14 protein-coding genes and 4 pseudogenes are annotated in these 15325 nt (G+C 71.0%); 10 read left to right on the forward strand and 8 right to left on the reverse strand.

Annotated elements, in window-relative coordinates:
* Positions 1 to 612: pseudogene (locus StrepF001_RS39265) on the forward strand (ScbR family autoregulator-binding transcription factor); the annotation flags it as partial.
* Positions 613 to 1539: 927 nt separating this feature from the next.
* On the opposite strand, the pseudogene StrepF001_RS39275 reads toward StrepF001_RS39265, so the two are convergent.
* Positions 1540 to 3325, reverse strand: a pseudogene (locus StrepF001_RS39275) (S8 family serine peptidase).
* 383 nt (positions 3326 to 3708) lie between these two features.
* On the opposite strand from StrepF001_RS39275, the pseudogene StrepF001_RS39280 reads away from it, so the two are divergent.
* A pseudogene (locus StrepF001_RS39280) lies at positions 3709 to 4550 on the forward strand (lytic polysaccharide monooxygenase).
* A 96-nt stretch (positions 4551 to 4646) separates the two neighbouring features.
* Here StrepF001_RS39280 and StrepF001_RS39285 read toward each other — a convergent pair.
* Positions 4647 to 5553 (reverse strand): annotated as a pseudogene (locus StrepF001_RS39285) (ABC transporter substrate-binding protein); the annotation flags it as partial.
* Between the two features lie 444 nt (positions 5554 to 5997).
* Between StrepF001_RS39285 and StrepF001_RS48780 the strand changes: the two are divergent.
* The 8 genes from StrepF001_RS48780 (at position 5998) to StrepF001_RS39305 (ending at position 10169) form a co-directional block, all read left to right on the forward strand.
* Positions 5998 to 7455: a HAMP domain-containing protein gene (locus StrepF001_RS48780; protein WP_240797879.1), complete on the forward strand. Its 1458-nt coding sequence runs from the start codon at positions 5998 to 6000 to the stop codon at positions 7453 to 7455.
* Positions 7455 to 7682 carry a hypothetical protein gene (locus StrepF001_RS48785; protein ID WP_240797880.1) on the forward strand — a complete coding sequence of 76 codons (228 nt, stop codon included), beginning with the start codon at positions 7455 to 7457 and terminating at the stop codon, positions 7680 to 7682. The genes StrepF001_RS48780 and StrepF001_RS48785 overlap by 1 nt, the downstream gene beginning before the upstream one ends.
* Positions 7679 to 7897 (forward strand): hypothetical protein, encoded by a 219-nt coding sequence (locus StrepF001_RS48790; RefSeq protein WP_240797881.1) that lies wholly within the window; start codon positions 7679 to 7681, stop codon positions 7895 to 7897. Before StrepF001_RS48785 ends, StrepF001_RS48790 begins: the two co-directional genes overlap by 4 nt.
* On the forward strand, positions 7894 to 8076 hold the full coding sequence (locus StrepF001_RS48795) for a hypothetical protein (RefSeq protein ID WP_240797882.1): 183 nt from the start codon (positions 7894 to 7896) through the stop codon (positions 8074 to 8076). Before StrepF001_RS48790 ends, StrepF001_RS48795 begins: the two co-directional genes overlap by 4 nt.
* A gap of 178 nt (positions 8077 to 8254) precedes the next feature.
* Positions 8255 to 8650, forward strand: coding sequence for a hypothetical protein (locus tag StrepF001_RS48800; RefSeq protein ID WP_240797883.1), 396 nt, complete (start codon positions 8255 to 8257; stop codon positions 8648 to 8650).
* Positions 8647 to 9123: a roadblock/LC7 domain-containing protein gene (locus tag StrepF001_RS39295; RefSeq protein ID WP_129802936.1), complete on the forward strand. Its 477-nt coding sequence runs from the start codon at positions 8647 to 8649 to the stop codon at positions 9121 to 9123. The genes StrepF001_RS48800 and StrepF001_RS39295 overlap by 4 nt, the downstream gene beginning before the upstream one ends.
* A 34-nt stretch (positions 9124 to 9157) precedes the next feature.
* Entirely contained in the window at positions 9158 to 9583 is a 426-nt protein-coding gene (locus StrepF001_RS39300; RefSeq protein WP_129802937.1) for a DUF742 domain-containing protein, read from the forward strand.
* The gene (locus tag StrepF001_RS39305; RefSeq protein ID WP_129802938.1) at positions 9570 to 10169 is read left to right on the forward strand and encodes an ATP/GTP-binding protein; all 600 of its coding nucleotides are present in this window, start codon (positions 9570 to 9572) and stop codon (positions 10167 to 10169) included. The genes StrepF001_RS39300 and StrepF001_RS39305 overlap by 14 nt, the downstream gene beginning before the upstream one ends.
* A 1-nt stretch (position 10170) precedes the next feature.
* Here StrepF001_RS39305 and StrepF001_RS39310 read toward each other — a convergent pair whose 3' ends face one another.
* The 6 genes from StrepF001_RS39310 to StrepF001_RS39335 form a co-directional block, all read right to left on the reverse strand.
* Positions 10171 to 10839: an ABC transporter permease gene (locus tag StrepF001_RS39310; RefSeq protein ID WP_129802939.1), complete on the reverse strand. Its 669-nt coding sequence runs from the start codon at positions 10837 to 10839 to the stop codon at positions 10171 to 10173.
* The gene (locus tag StrepF001_RS39315) at positions 10836 to 11522 is read right to left on the reverse strand and encodes an ABC transporter permease subunit (protein ID WP_129802940.1); all 687 of its coding nucleotides are present in this window, start codon (positions 11520 to 11522) and stop codon (positions 10836 to 10838) included. Before StrepF001_RS39315 ends, StrepF001_RS39310 begins: the two co-directional genes overlap by 4 nt.
* Positions 11519 to 12667 carry an ABC transporter ATP-binding protein gene (locus StrepF001_RS39320; protein ID WP_129802941.1) on the reverse strand — a complete coding sequence of 383 codons (1149 nt, stop codon included), beginning with the start codon at positions 12665 to 12667 and terminating at the stop codon, positions 11519 to 11521. Before StrepF001_RS39320 ends, StrepF001_RS39315 begins: the two co-directional genes overlap by 4 nt.
* A gap of 144 nt (positions 12668 to 12811) precedes the next feature.
* Positions 12812 to 13534: an FAD:protein FMN transferase gene (locus StrepF001_RS39325; RefSeq protein ID WP_129802942.1), complete on the reverse strand. Its 723-nt coding sequence runs from the start codon at positions 13532 to 13534 to the stop codon at positions 12812 to 12814.
* A 1-nt stretch (position 13535) separates the two neighbouring features.
* Complete coding sequence (locus StrepF001_RS39330; protein WP_129802943.1) at positions 13536 to 13964, reverse strand: FMN-binding protein; 429 nt, start codon at positions 13962 to 13964, stop codon at positions 13536 to 13538.
* A gap of 19 nt (positions 13965 to 13983) precedes the next feature.
* Entirely contained in the window at positions 13984 to 15321 is a 1338-nt protein-coding gene (locus StrepF001_RS39335; protein ID WP_129802944.1) for a ferredoxin reductase family protein, read from the reverse strand.
* Between the last annotated feature and the right edge of the window lie 4 nt (positions 15322 to 15325).

Consider the following 15325-nt stretch of genomic DNA (forward strand, 5'->3'; position numbering starts at 1 on the left):
TGGAAGCCGCCGGCGCGGTCTTCGACGAACACGGCTACACCTCCACCACCATCGCCATGGTGTTGGAGCGGGCCGAAGTCACCAAGGCGCGCTGTACTTCCACTTTCCTTCCAAGGAGTCCCTCGCCCAGGCGGTCCTTGACGAGCAGGTGCCGTTCGGCGCGATCCCTCGCAGCCCTGCAAGTTGCAGGAGGTCATCGACATCACCTTTGTCGTCGGCCAGCGGCTGCTGAGCAACGCCCTGCTCCGGGGCAGTGTGCGGCTGGCGGTGGACCAGTGCGCGCCACCCGGGGTCGATCACACCGGACCGTTCCGGCAGTGGGTCGACCATCTGACACCACTGATGGAACAGGCGAGCAAGCAAGGGGAGTTGCTGCCGACAGTGGAGCCGCGGAACACGGTGGAGCTGCTGGTGGGCTCGTTCACCGGCATCCAGTTGATGGCGCGTGCGCTGACGGGCCGGTCCGATCTGAGCCGACGGCTGTCCGTGCTGTGGTCCCACATGCTGCCGAGCATCGCGGTGCCCGGATTGCTGCTCGGCCTCGACAGCGGGGCCGACCGGGGCGTCCGGGTGCTGGACTCGCTCGACGCCCTCGACAAGGCGGTCTCGTGATCCTGCTGACCGGGGCCACCGGCACGTCGGCTCTCTGGTGGCCCGGCGTCTGGCCAGCTCCGTACCGCTGCGTCTGCTGACCGTGACCCGAGCCGCGCGGCCGGCCTGACCGGTCCGCGGGTCGAGGTGGTGGCCGGCGACCTCGCGACCGGGACGGCCTGCTACGGGCACTGACCGGCGTGCGGGCCGCGCTGCTCGTCACGGCCGATCCGCTGACACACGCCCACGACGAGAACTTCCTGACGGCCGCGCGCGCGCGCGGAAGTTCGCCATGTGGTGAAGCTGACGACCTTGTCGGTGACAGAGTCCGACGCCACGGATCTGGTCACGCGGTGGCAGCGGGAAAGCGGCTGCTGCTCGACTCGGGCCTGTCGTGGACCCTGTTGCGGCGCGCGTGCCTTCATGTCCAACACGCTGGGCTGGCACGTTCGGTGCGGGAGGAGGGCGTGGTGCGCGCCCTGAACGGCACGACGGCGGTCGCCGCGTCGACCCCGGGACATCGCGGAGGTGGCGGTACGGGCACTGACGGCTCCGGAGAACCACGCGGGTCGGGCGTACGCGCTCACCGGGCCGGCGGCGGTGAGTCCCGTGGAACAGACGGCGATCCTCGCAAGTTGCTGGAACGGCAGTTGGCATTCGTGGAGTTGACGGAGGACCAGGCGCTGAGCGGACTCCTGGCCCGCTACCCCGCTCCCGTGGCCCACGCCCTGCTGGAGAGTGCGAGGCGCGGTCGGGACGGGACGAAGGGGCACGTGGACCGACGGTCGCAGCACTCCTCGGCCGTCCGCCGCACCTACCACAGGACTGGGCGCAAGACCACCTCACGGCGTTCCGCACATGACGACCGGGAGGGCCGACCGGCGCCCCTCCGCGCCGGCCGGCCCTCCCGCTCACGAGGCGCGCAGCCTCAGCTCACCGTGAGCCCGTTCAGAACGTCAGGCTCCAGCTGTTCAGCCGGCCGTGTCCTGGGCCGCCGTGTCCTGGACGCGCAGCTTCCAGGTGCCGTTGGCGGTCTCGCCGGAGGCGTTCACCGAGTAGGTGGTGTTCACGTTGTCCGCGGAGTCCGAGGAGCTGGAGGACTTCAGGCGGTACGTCGAACCGTCCGGCGCGACCAGGTCGATGACCAGGTCACCGCGGTAGGTGTGGGATGTCGACCGCGACCTGGAGGGCCGAGGGCGCGTTGCCGCTACGGCCGCTGACGGTGATCGGCGACTCGACGGCCGAGCCGGCGTCCGGGATCGAGACGGCGGAGCTGCTGGAGAACGTCGTACCGGTGGACGTACCACCGGCCACGGCCTGGACCGTCTTGGCGGCGTCCGCCAGACCCGCACCGCAGCCGCCGAGCAGGAGCCGGGCAGCGCACGGGCGTTGGACTTGATCGCCGACTCGATCTGAGCCGGGTCAGCGAGGACTTGGCCGACTTCATCAGCGCGACGAGGCCCGCGATGTGCGGGGTGGCCATGCTGGTGCCCTGTAGTAGGCGTACGACTCGGTGGACGGCGTCCTGGTGCCGGAGTTCAGCGTGGAGTAGATGCCGTTGGCGGTGCCGGTGCTGGTCTGGCCGCCCGGGGCCGAGATGTCCACCAGGGAGCCGTAGTTGGAGTACGAGGCCTTCGCACCGGTGCGGTTGGTCGCGGCGACCGAGATGACGTTGTTGCAGTTGCCCGGCGAGTGGTTCGCGACGTTGTCGTTGTCGTTGCCCGCGGCCACGGCGATCGTCGTACCCCGGTTCACGGCCGCGTTGATGGCGCTCTGGGTCGCCGAGGTGCAGGCACCGTCGCCGCCGAGGCTCATGTTGATGACCTTGGCGACGTTGGAGTTGGCGGGTACGCCCGAGACGGTGCCGCCGGACGCCAGGTGATGGCGTCGATGATGTCGGAGTCGTAGCCGCCGCACTTGCCGAGCACGCGCACCGGGGAGATCTTCGCGCCGTACGCGATGCCGCCATGCCCTTGCTGTTGTTGGTGACGGCGGCGATGGTGCCGGCCACGTGCGTGCCGTGCCAGGAGGAGTTGCTGGCCGGGATGCCGGAGCCGCACTCGCCGCGTTGTACCAGTCGCCCGGGTCGGCCGGGTTGCTGTCGCGGCCGTCGCCGTCCACGGAGACGGCGGTGTCGGCGATGAAGTCGTAGCCGCCGACGATGTTCGCGGCGAGGTCGGAGTGGGCGACATAGCCGGTGTCGATGACGGCGACCGTCACACCGCTGCCGGTGGAGGTCGGCCAGGCGGCCGGCACGTTCATGCCGGCGGTAGCCTCGAACAGGTCCCACTGCTTGGCGTAGTCGGTGTCGTTCGGGTCGGCCTGCGGGGTGTTGAGGCGGTCCGGTACGACATAGGCGACCTGCGGTCGGCCGGTACTCGGCGACGACGTCGGCGACATCGCGCTTCGTGAGGTTCTCGCCCAGGTCGACCAGGGGCGCCGGTGCCGAGGCGGCGCTGGAAGTCGAGCTTCTCGCCGGCCTCCTTGCCCTTGGTCGCGGCGTCGCGTCGGCGGCCTTGTTCGACTTCGCCTCCGCGGCGCCGGACTTGTAGCCGACGATGAGGCGTTCGGCTGGGGTGCCCGGCGCGGCCTCGGTCTGCACGGCCGGGACGGCGGCTTCCTGAGGTGCGGGTTCCTGGGCCACGGCGACCGAGGCGGTGGCGGCCGTGAGCAGCGTCGCGGAAAGGGCGGCGACGGATATCAGCTTGCGTCTGATGGCAGGGGAGGTTCGCAAAGGCTTGCCTTTCGTGGCCGGTCTCCGGGCAACGCGGAGCGGCGGTCGATGCGCTTCGTCGTCGAAGCGGAGGGGGGTGAACCGAAAAGCGGAGCGCGATGGCCGGCCAGGCGCGAGGGGCGACCCGTAGCAGGGGTTACCTGTGGGTCGTCTGTGCTCGAACGATAGGCAACGTGACGGTGCCTCGGATACAGGGGAAACCCTTGATCCGACCGGAAACCCACCCTTTCCATAAGCTGGTTGACCGCGAATGTTCCCTTTGATGCCGCATGTCGACGCGTGAACGCGCCGGGCCGGTTTCCCGTACTGCACTCGGCAGACCGTTCGCGCACCGGCCGAGGAGGAGGGGTTCGCATGCCCGGACCACCGTATGTCGCACCGCCCTGGCGGCCGCCGCCGTAGGCCCGTTGCTGCTGGGTCTCTGGGCGGCGGGTCCGGCGCAGGCGCACGGCGCGCCGACGGATCCGGTCAGCAGGGTGGTGGCCTGCTCCCCGAGGGCGGCGAGCGGGCCCGGTCCGCGGCGTGCCGGGCCGCCGTCGCCGCGAACGGCGCGTCGTTCGCGGCCTGGGACAATCTCCGGGTCGCGAACGTGAACGGCAGGGACCGGCAGACGATCCCCGACGGGCGGTTGTGCAGCGGGGGGCTGCCCGCCTACCGGGGTCTCGACCTCCCCCGCCGCGACTGGCCGGCCACCCGCCTGTCACCGGGCGGGGCGCTGACCATGAGGTACGTCTCGACCATCCCGCACACCGGCACGTTCCGGCTCTATCTGACCGAGCCCGGTTACGATCCGGCGAAGCCGCTGACCTGGTCCGACCTGCCGGAGCGGCCGTTCGCGGAAGTCGAGGACCCCACCCTGACGGACGGCGCCTACCGCATCGGGGCAACACTCCCGTCCGACCGGACGGGACGTCATGTGCTGTACACGGTATGGCAGAACAGCAGTACGGCCGATACGTACTACTCGTGCTCGGACGTGGTGTTCACAGCGGGCGGCACGCCGTCCGCAGCGGGCCGCCCCAAAGACGGCCCGACCGCCGCTCCCTCCAGGACGCCGAGGCCCGGGCCGCTGCCCGGCCTACAGCGACGGCATCCGCCGGTACCCGGTGGCGTCCGCCGAGGGCACCGGCTCCGGCCCTCGGCACTCCTGCCGGCAGGTGGCGCCGCCGCTGTACTGGCCCTTGTCGGCGGCGCGGCTCTGGCCCTGCGGCTACGGCGGCGGTGAACCACCGTGCAGTGAGGGCCGGTCGGCCGTGCACCAGGCGTGCCCGCGGGCCTGAGGGCGGCGCGGGCACGGCGAGGCGGAGCAGCCCGGCGATGGTCAGTTCAGGCCGACCGACTTCAGCCAGGCCTTGGCCACGTCCAGCGGGTCCTTGTTCTCCAGCTGCACCTGGAGTCAGGTCGAGCAGCGTCTTGGTGTCGAGCTTGGCGGAGACCGCGTTGAGCGCGTCGACGCCCTCCTGCGAGAGCCCGCTCTTGTAGACCAGCGGGTCACGTTGGCGAACCCGAAGAGGTTCTTCGGGTCCTGCAGGACGACGAACTTCTCCTTGGTGATGGTCGGGTCGGTGGTGAAGATGTCCGCGGCCTGCACGGTGTTCTTGGTCAGCGCGGCCTGGGTGAGCGGGCCGCGGGTCGAGGGCCTTGAAGGACTTGAACTTCAGGCCGTATTCCTTCTCCAGCCCGACCAGGCCCTGGTGCCGGGTCTGGAACTCGGGCGAGCCGCCGATGACCAGTTCCGGGGCGATGTCCTTCAGGTCCGCGAGGGTGGACTGCGCGGTGAGATCGTACTTCTTCGCGGTCTCCGCGTTGATGGACACCGAGTCCTTGTCCTCGGCCGGCGCCGACTCCAGCAGGGTCAGCTTGGAGTCCAGCTTGGACTTGACCGCGGCGTTCACGGACTCGGCCGACTTCTGTTCCGCGTCGGGGTCGAGGTAGGCCAGGAGCGAGCCGTTGTACTCGGGCAGAACGGCGATGGAACCGTTCTTGAGCAGGCCGTAGGTGGTCTCGCGGCTGCCGATGTTCGGCTTGTACTCGACCTTGATGCCCTTGGCCTTCAGGGCTTCGCCGTAGATGTCGGCGAGGAGGATGCTCTCGGCGAAGTTGTTGGAGCCGACGACGACGGTGCCGCCGTCCGCCTTGCCCTCTGAGAGCGGGTTGTCGGACTCGTCGTCGGAGGACGAGCCGCAGCCCGCGACCAGCGCCGTCGCGACGGCGAGGGCGACGGCGGCGCGCCGCGGTGACGTGTTCTGGACCAGCTGACGGTAGAGTCACAAGTTCCGGGCTGAGGATGTGGTGGGGGAAGCTTGGCGTTGGCGGGACGTGCGGGTGCGTGCGGCGTACGGGTGCGGACACACCGCACCCGCTGATCCAATCCAGCGAGTTCTCAGTCAGTCAAGAGCAGCCAGGTCACCAATTGGCTTCGATGAGTGACCTGTTGTGAAGGAACCGCGAACGAACGTCTCCTCAAGCGGAGCGGGTTGTAACGGATTCTTGACTTGGAGTGGCACGATCACACCACCAAGAGGATAGTCTCACCGGAGTTGCTCTCCGGTCACAGCGGCGACACAGACCGCACCGGTGTCGTCGTACACCAGCCGGAACCGATCAAAACGACACGCGAACGGACACGCGCGTTTTTCGCGCGCCGTGCGACACCCCATGAAGGAGGCCTGGTGTCCACGAACGAGCGGAGCGAAGCCGCAGCGAGGGGTGGCATACGGGGCTTCGCCGACCGCTGGCCGTTCCGCCGCAAGCTCAACGTGCTGGTCGGAGTGCCGCTCGCCGGCCTCGCCCTGCTGCTCACCTACCTGATCAGCGACCAGGTGATGCAGGCGCGCAGCGCGGCGGAGGCCGCCACGCTCGTCCGGGACAGCGCGCAGGTCGCGGAGCTGGTCGACCGGGTGGAGACCGAGCACCAGCAGGCCATCCTGCTGTCGGTGCGCCACGAGGCCCAGGGCACCGGCGCGAAGCCCGGGCTGTCCGCGTACCGCGAGGCGCAGGACGCGGTGGACGCCCAGGTCGAGAAGGTGCGTGCCACCTTCGGCGACCGGCTGCCGGCCACCGAGGCACAGGCGCTGCGGGAGATCAGCGGACTCGGCAGCCTGCGGCGGACCATCGAGCAGGGCTATCTGCCCGCCGACAACATCGACCCGGCCTACACCAACGCCGCCAAGGGTCTGATCGACGGCCTCGGCCTGGACCGCAACACGGCCCTCGCGGCCACCTTCACTGGTAATCTGCTGGACTCGCTGCTGCGCGCGGATGCCGCCCACAGCTCCTTCGAGACCAGTGTGTTCTCGGCGTCGACCGGCGACTCCAACGCGCTGATCGAGTTCATCGGCGCGGTCGGCGCCTACGAGCTGTACACCCACCAGGCCGAGCGCTTCAGCCGGTTCGCCACCGAGGAGCAGGCGACCGAGCTCCGCGGCATCGAGCACAGCAGCGCCCAGGCGACCATCCTGCGGCAGTACGCGAGTTGCAGATCGACCCCAGCTCGCTGCAGGCCGGGTCGCCGGCAGATCCGCGAGAAGTTCACCGCGGCCCTCGCCTCCTACCCGAGTACCGGAAGCAGTCGAGAGCCGCCTGAAGATCACCGGCTCGCTCATCGGCCAGATCGCCGACCGCGCCGACGACTCCTCCAGCGACGCCTGGTGGAACGCCGCCTGGCTGTTCGCCCTCGCGCTGGCCGGCTTCCTCCTCTGGGGCGCCTTCTCGTGGCGGTGCGCCGCTCGGTGGTCCGGCCGGTTCAGGCCCTCACGGGGGCCGCCAGGCAGGTCGCCGACGTCGCCGGACGTGAGCTCGCCCGGGTGGCCGACGACGACGCCGAGGACGACACACCGCCCCGGCTGCGCGAGATCCCGGTCGGTGCGAAGGACGAGATCGGCGATCTCGCCGAGGCCTTCAACCATGTGCAGACCACCGCGGCCGCCCTGCTGGAGCGCCAGGTGCTCAGCCGGCGCAACGTCGCCGAGATGTTCGGCAACGTCGGCCGGCGGGTCAGCAACCTCACGACCCGGCAGCTCGCCCTCATCGACGCCGTCGAGCGGGCGAGACCGACCCCGCTCTCCTCGAACGCCTCTACCGCATCGACCACATCGCGGTCCGCCTGCGTCGCAACGCGGACAGCCTGATGCTGCTCGCCGGTATCCGCGAGACCGTCCTGGACTCCGGGCCGACCGCGCTCACCAACGTCGTACGGGCCGCGCTCGGCCAGATCGAGGGCTACCAGCGGGTCGAACTGCACGCCGGTACCGAGATCATGGTGGAGCCGGACATCGTCGGCGACCTGATGCTGATGGTGGCCGAGCTCCTGGAGAACGCCGTGTCGTTCTCCCGGCCGGCAGCCCCGTCGAGGTGACCGTGCGCAGCGGCGACTCCGGTGCGACGATCACCGTCGCCGACCACGGCCTGGGCATGAGCGCCGAGCGGCTGGCCGAGGAGAACGCCCGGCTGATCCGGCGCGAGCGGCTCGACCTGGTGCCGACGAAGGTGCTCGGCCTGTTCGTGGTGGGCAACCTGGCCCGCCGCTGGGAGATCGGCGTGACCCTGTCCCGTACGCCCGGGGCGGTGTGACGGCCGAGGTAACGATCCCGTCGTCGCTGCTGCTCACGATGAGCGCGCTGGCCTCCGGCGGTACGGCGGGGGACGGCATGGCGGCCTCCGGCGGGACAGCGGGGGACGGCGTAGGCGGCTCCGGCGGACAGCGGGGGACGGCATGGCGGCCTCCGGCGGGACAGCGGGGGACGGCGTAGCGGCACCCGGCGGGACGGCGAACGACCGCGCGGGAGCCCGGACGGCGACCGACCCGCCCGCGCACGACCGCGCGGGAGCCCACACGGCGACCGACCCCGCTCCGGCGGCCGGGCCGCGGCCCTCAGCCGCCGTACCGCCCTACGGGAGACCCGGTGGACGCCACAACGGACACCGCGCGTGCGCAGCACGACGCGCCCGCGGACGACCCCACCCCGCTCCCCGCCGTGTCCCCGGCGCGCACCCGCGGCCGGCGGCGGCTTGCCGCTGATCCCGAAGGCCCGCACCGAGACGGCCCCGGACGGCTCCCGCCCGCTGCGCCGCCGCGTCCGGGGCGCCACGCTCCGTACGACCGCCGAGGCCGACCGGCAGACGGCCGCCCGTCCGGCCGCCGCCCCCGCCGACGCGGAAGCGGTCCGCAGCGCCCTGGAGGAGTTCGAGGCGGCCGTGGAACGCGCCCATCGCGACAGCGACACCCCCAGCGAGGGCGCCGGCAACAGCCGCGCTCCCGACGAAACCCGCGAACCCAGCGGCTCGCACGACCAGAACCACCTCCCGGAAGGAGCGGAGCAGTGAGCACGTCGACAGGTGGCACTCCCACGAGAGACTCCACGCCGGACGAACTGCGGGCCGCCGCAGCCGACTTCACATGGCTGCTCAACCGTTTCGCGACCGAGACCGCGGGCGTCGTCGACGCCATCGCGGTGTCCTCCGACGGCCTGCTCATCGCCGTGGCACAGCTGCGGGAGCGGGCCCACTCCGAGCGGCTGGCGGCGATCGTCTCCGGCCTCACCAGCCTTGCCGCCGGCGCCTCCGGCAACTACGGCCTGGGCGCTCTCAACAAGGTCATCATCGACCTGGAGGGCGGCCATGTCCTGGTCTCCGCGATCGGCAGCGGCGCCGTGCTCGGCGTGGTCGCCGACAAGGAGGCCAAACTGGGCAACATCGCCTACGAGATGACGCTGTTCGCCAACCGCGCCGGTGCCGCGCTCAGCCCCCAGCTCGTGCTCGAACTGAAGAACAGCGTCGGCGCCCCGTCGACGGGCTGACCGGTCACCGCCCGGTCGAGGAGGAAGACACCCCATGGCGGACGGCTTGACGCCCCCGGGCCCCGACCCGGCCGGACACGTCCCCGCCGTACGGCCGTTCCTCGTCACCGCCGGCCGGGTGGCCGGCGCGGGCGAGGCCGCGTCCGGCCGAACGATCCCGGTCGAGACCCAGGTGGTCGCCACCGCCGAGGGGCTCGACGCGCTCGACCGGCTGTCCTTCGAGCAGCACGACATCGTTGCCGCCTGCAAGCAGCCGCAGTCCATCGCCGAGATCGCGGCCCGGCTGCGGCTGCATCTCAACGTCGTCCGGGTCCTCGCCGAGGACCTGCGCACCGCCGGGCATCTGGCGGTGTACGTGCCGAACGCCGCCGTCACCCACGACGCGTCCGTCCTGCGAAGGGTTATCGATGGCCTCCGCGCCATCCCCGACTCCCGGGGGGTACTCCGTGACACCGACTGAACCGCTCACCGTCGGCGCGGCCGCGCAGCGGGCCGTGCGGCCGCCGCTGCCGGTGAAGATGGTGATCGCAGGCGGCTTCGGCGTGGGCAAGACCACCACCGTCGGCGCCATCTCCGAGATCGAGCCGCTGACCACCGAGGCCGCCATCACCGAGGTCGCGGCGGGGGTGGACGACCTCTCCCACACCCCGCGCAAGACCACGACCACAGTCGCGATGGACTTCGGCTGCATCACCATCGATCCCACGCTGAAGCTGTATCTGTTCGGCACGCCCGGTCAGGACCGGTTCGGCTTCATGTGGGACGACATCGTGGAGGGGGCGGTCGGCGCGCTCGTCATCGTCGACACCCGTCGGCTCGACGACTGCTATGCCGCCGTGGACTACTTCGAGCACCGGCAGATCCCGTTCGCCGTGGCGATCAACGCCTTCGACGGGCAGGTCGAGCACGCCCTGGAGGAGGTCCGCTGGGCGCTGGACGTCGCCGAGCACGTCCCGGTGGTCGTGTTCGACGCCCGCGAGCGCGGCTCGGTGCGGGACGCGCTGCTCGTCGTACTGGAGCTGGCGCTGGCCCGCACCGAGGGGTGACTCAGCTGCTGCGGCGCACGCCGGGCGACACCGTGAGGCGGGCGATCGCCCAGAACACCGCGAGCGTGGCCAGCGCCATCCCGGCGACCAGGGTGGCGCCGCCCACGACCTTCTCGTAGTTCTGCTGGTAGAGGCCGTCGATGATGTAGCGGCCGATGCCGCCGAAGCTGACGTACGCGGCGATGGTGGCCGTCGAGACGATCTGGATGGCCGCCGAGCGCAGTCCGCTCAGGATCAGCGGCAGGGCCACCGGCAGTTCGACCCGGAACAGGACCCCGGCCTCGGCCATGCCCATGCCGCGAGCGGCGTCCACCGGCGCGGGGTCCACGGAGCGCATCGCCTCGTAGGTGGTGACCAGGATCGGCGGGACGGCGAGCACGACCAGGGGGATCATCACCGGGGCCATGCCCAGGCCGAGCAGCACGAACATCAGCACCATCAGGCCGAAGCTGGGCAGCGCACGGGCGGCGGTGGCGACCAGGGCGAGCGTGTTGCCGCCGCGTCCGGTGTGCCCGGTGAGCAGGCCGATCGGCAGTCCGACGGCGGCGGCGATGCCGAGCGCCAGCAGTGTGTACTCGATGTGCTCGACGACGCGCGTCGGGATGCCGTCGTAGCCCTGCCAGTGGGCGCTGTCGCTGAAGAAGGCGTCGATGTGGTTCAGGACGTTCACCGGGCGGCCTCCTGCACGGCGGTCGTGCGCGCGTTCTTCCGGGCGCCGCGCGGCATCCAGGGCGTCACCAGCAGCCGCAGGACGATCAGCGCGGCGTCCACGAGGATGGCGAGGACGGCCGTGCCCACCACGGAGAGCCAGATCAGCCGGTCCTGGTGGTAGATCATGCCGCTGTTGAGCAGGTTGCCGAGGGCTCCCTCGTTGCCGATCAGCATGCCGACGCTGACGAGGGAGATGCTCGACACCGACGCCACCCGCAACCCGGCGATGATCGCGGGCGCCGCGATCGGCAACTGCACCTGGACATAGCGTCGTACGGGCCCGAAGCCCATGGCGGTGGCGGCGGCCAGCGTCTCCTGCGGCACCGACCGCACGCCGTCCACGATCGCCGGGACCAGCACCACCAGGCTGTAGACGGCCAGCGGGATCATCACCGTGAGCTCGCTCAGGCCGGTGTAGTCGATGAGGACGACGAAGAAGGCGAGCGACGGGATCGCGTACAGCACGGTCGTCACCCACAGCACGGGCGGGTACAGCCAGCGCAGCCGCACGCACAGCTGGGCGACGGGCAGCGCCACGAGCAGCCCGGCCAGCACCGGAAGCAGTGCTTCGCGCAGGTGCAGTGCGACCACGCCGAAGTAACCCTGCTGGATGTCGCTGGGCATGTCGAAGAGTTCGTTCATCGCGCGACCTTCTGGGCCTTCTCGGCCGTCCCGTCGGCCCGTCGCTCGGCGTGGGCACCACGGATCGCCTCGCCGATGGTCTGCTGGGAGACGACCCCGGCCGCCCGGCCCTCGCCGTCCACGGCGACGGCCCAGCCGGTGGGCGAGAGGACGGCGCAGTCGAGCGCGGCCCGCAGCGATTCCGTGCCTGCCACGAACGGCCGCCCGTACGGCAGGAGTTGGTCCACCGCGATGCTCCCGGCGGTCAGCTCCCGCGGCTCGCTCCAGCCGAGGGGCTTGCCGTCCAGGTCCGTCACGAGGAGATAGGGGACGTCCGTCGTGTCGCGCGCGGCGATCTGCTCGGCCGTGGCGTCGACGGCGACGATCGGCGCGGTGAGCAACTCCAGCCCGGCGGACGGGAAGAAGGACAGGCGCCGGATGCCGCGGTCGGCGCCGAGGAAGTCCTCGACGAAGGCGTCCGCGGGGTGGGACAGCAGCTCGGCGGGCGGCGCGAACTGGGCGAGCCGGCCGCCGGTGCGCATCACGGCGACCATGGTGCCGAGCTTGACGGCCTCGTCGATGTCATGGGTGACGAAGACGATGGTTTTGTCCAACTCGTCCTGGATTCGCAGGAGTTCGTCCTGCAGGCCCTTGCGGACCACGGGGTCGACGGCGGAGAACGGCTCGTCCATGAGCAGCACGGGTGGGTCGGCGGCCAACGCCCGGGCCACGCCGACGCGTTGCTGCTGTCCGCCGGACAGCTGGTAGGGGTACCGCTTGGCGAGGGAGGCGTCCAGGCCGACCCGTTCCATCAGCTCCCGGGCCCGGGCGCGGGCCTTGTCCTTGCCCCAGCCGAGCATGCGGGGCACGGTGGCGATGTTGTCGACGATGGTGCGGTGCTGGAAGAGGCCGGCGTTCTGGATGACGTAACCCATGGACCGGCGCAGCGTGTTGACCGGCTGCTGCATGATGTCGACGTCGTCGAGGAGGATGCGGCCCTCGCTCGGCTCGACCATCCGGTTGATCATCCGCAGGGTGGTGGTCTTGCCGCACCCCGACGGCCCGACGAGGACCGTGATCGAACGGTCCGGTATTTCCAGTGACAGGCGGTCGACCGCCACCGTGCCGTCCGGGTACCGCTTGGTGACTGAATCTATCCGTATCAAAACGCCGAACGCCCTTCGGGTTTGGCCGTCGCTGCCCGCTCTCGCCATGGCGGCGGGCCGTTGCGGGGAGAGTCTAGACCGGTTGTGTTGCAGGACTTCGACGGGTTACGTCGCATGCTGACCGGTTGCAGTCCCCGCCGACGGTCATGCCGCCCTGGGCAGCCCGGCCGTACGCCGCACCCGCCGCCCGGCGTCCACGGCGTACACCTCGCAGCCCGCCCGTCCGGCCGCCCAGGCGACGCCCTCCGCGCCCATCGCGAACGCCGCGGTGGCCGCGGTGTCCGCCTCCGTCAGGGTCGGGGCCACGACGGTGACGCTGATCAGGCCGGTCGCCGGACGTCCGGTGCGCCCGTCGACGATGTGCTCGCCCCGCTCGTACAGCGCGGACGTCGCGACCGCCCCGTGGTCGAGTTCCAGGACCGTGCACACCCGGTCGGCATGGTCGGGGTGCCGTACGCCCACCCGCCACGGACCGCCGGCGACGACCACGTCGCCCCCGGCGTTCATGCAGTACCGCCGTACGCCCGCGGCCGTGAGCAGCTCCGCCGCCCGCTGCACCGACCAGCCCTTGACCACGGCGCAGGGGTCGAGGCCGCGGCCGGGCAGGCGGGCGTCGAAGGCGCCGCCGGTGGCGAGGCGGTACTGCTCGCACAGGTCGAGCACCTCGGCGAGGTCGGCGCTGACCTCGCCGAGGGCGATCTCGCCCCGGTCGAGGCGGGACACCTCGCTGTCGTCCTTGAAGGGACTGAACCGCTCGTCGACCTCGCGCAGCCACGCGAAGACGGCGTCGGCGAGCCCGGCGGGGACGTGCTCGTCGTCGATCCGCAGGGAGACGGGGAAGCCCATCACATGCTCGACCCGGTGCATGTCAGGCGCCCTTCGCGTCGATGGCGGCCTGCAGGGACTCCTTGTAACCCTCGCTGGTGATCGTCGCGCCGGACACCGTGTCGATGTCCGCGCTCTGCGCCTCAAGCGTCTCCTCGATCAGCGTCGGCACGGCGGCCGTCGTCTGGGGGTGGTTCGGCTGCTTCAGCATGCGTACGGCGGTGATCGCGCCGCCCTGGAAGGTCACCTCCACCTGTACGTCACCCTTCTCGGTGGTGACGGTGGAGCCCGCAACGACGCTCTGGGCCGAGGTGTCCGGGGATCCCGTGGTGGAGGTCGCGGAGGGGGCTGCGGAGGGGGGCGTGGCCGGCTGGGCGGCCTCGGTCGTGGCTGTGCCGTCCGAGGGCGTATACCGCCAGACGGGGATCAGTCCGGCAACGGTCAGGACCAGGACAGGAAGTGCTCGTTTCACGGTAGGTACCTCGTCCCCGTCATCCGGCCAGGCTGAAGCGTTCGAAGTGGATCTGCGGCTTGGGTACGCCGAGCTCGCGCAGGCTGCGCAGCACCGCGGCCGTCATACCGGGCGGACCGCAGACGTAGACGTCCCGGTCGGCCACGTCCGGGACCAGCCGGGCCAGCTCGCCGGGCGCCAGCTTGTCCGGGACGACCGGGCCGGTGACCAGATACAGTTCGGCGCCCTTGGCCCGGGCGAGGTCGCGCAGCTCGTCGTGGAGGACGGCGTCCCGGTCGCTGGACACGCGGTAGATCACCACGGCGTGGCCGTGCAGCTCCTCCAGCAGGGCCCGGATGGGGGTGACGCCGACACCGCCGGCTATGAGCAGGGCGTCGGGGCGGGTGCGGTGCATGGTGGTGAAAGCGCCGTAGGGGCCCTCGGCGAAGACCCGGGTGCCGACCTTCAGATGACGCAGGGCGGCGGTGCCGTCACCGGCGGCCTTGGCGGTCAGACGCAGGGTGCGGCCGTCCGGGGCCGCCGACAGGGAGAACGGGTTGGCCTGCCACCAGCGGTCGCGGGTGAGGAACCGCCACAGGAAGAACTGGCCGGCCCGTGCGGGCAGCCGGTCGAGGTCGCGGCCGGTGACGTAGATCGAGACGACGTTGTCGTTCTCGGGGACGACGGCCGAGACGCGCAGCTGGTGGCGGTAATTCCGCCACAGCGGCAGCACCACACGGCCCAGGGCGACCGAGCCGAGCACAACGATCCCCAGGGTCCACCAGTACGCGGTGGCCGCCGGCGAGGCGACGAAGGTCGTACCGGCCGCCACCTGGTGCGAGAAGGCCAGGACGACGGCGATGTAGGTGTAGAGGTGGATGAAGTGCCAGGTCTCGTAGGCCAGCCGGCGTCGGGCGAACCGCGCCGAGACCAGGCCGATCACGATGATCAGCGCCAGCGCGACGACCGCACGCAGCACGCCCTCGACGGTCTCGGCCAGGTCGATCAGCTGGTTCACCGGATCCAGCCCCGAGGAGTCGGCGTAACCGAAGGTGATGAAGACCGCATGGGCCAGCAGCGTCCACAGCAGGGAGAAGCCGACCCAGCGGTGCCACAGGGTCAGCCGGTCCATGCCGATCCGGCGGTCGAGCCAGGGCAGCCGGGCCACCAGCAGCAGCTGGAACGCCATGAGGAGGGCACCGTACAGCCCGGCCAGCCGGCCCAGGACGATCAGCGCGTTGGAGGCGAACCCTGCCTGGACGAAGAAGACGGTGACCACGGCCACGTTTGCGGCCAGCACGGCGTACAGACCGGTGCGGGCCACCACCTTGGGGCGCAGCGCCGCGGTGGGTGCGGGAGGTGACTGGACTGTCGTCACGGAC

Source organism: Streptomyces sp. F001 (assembly GCF_004187715.1).
Lineage (GTDB): Bacteria > Actinomycetota > Actinomycetes > Streptomycetales > Streptomycetaceae > Streptomyces > Streptomyces flavusporus.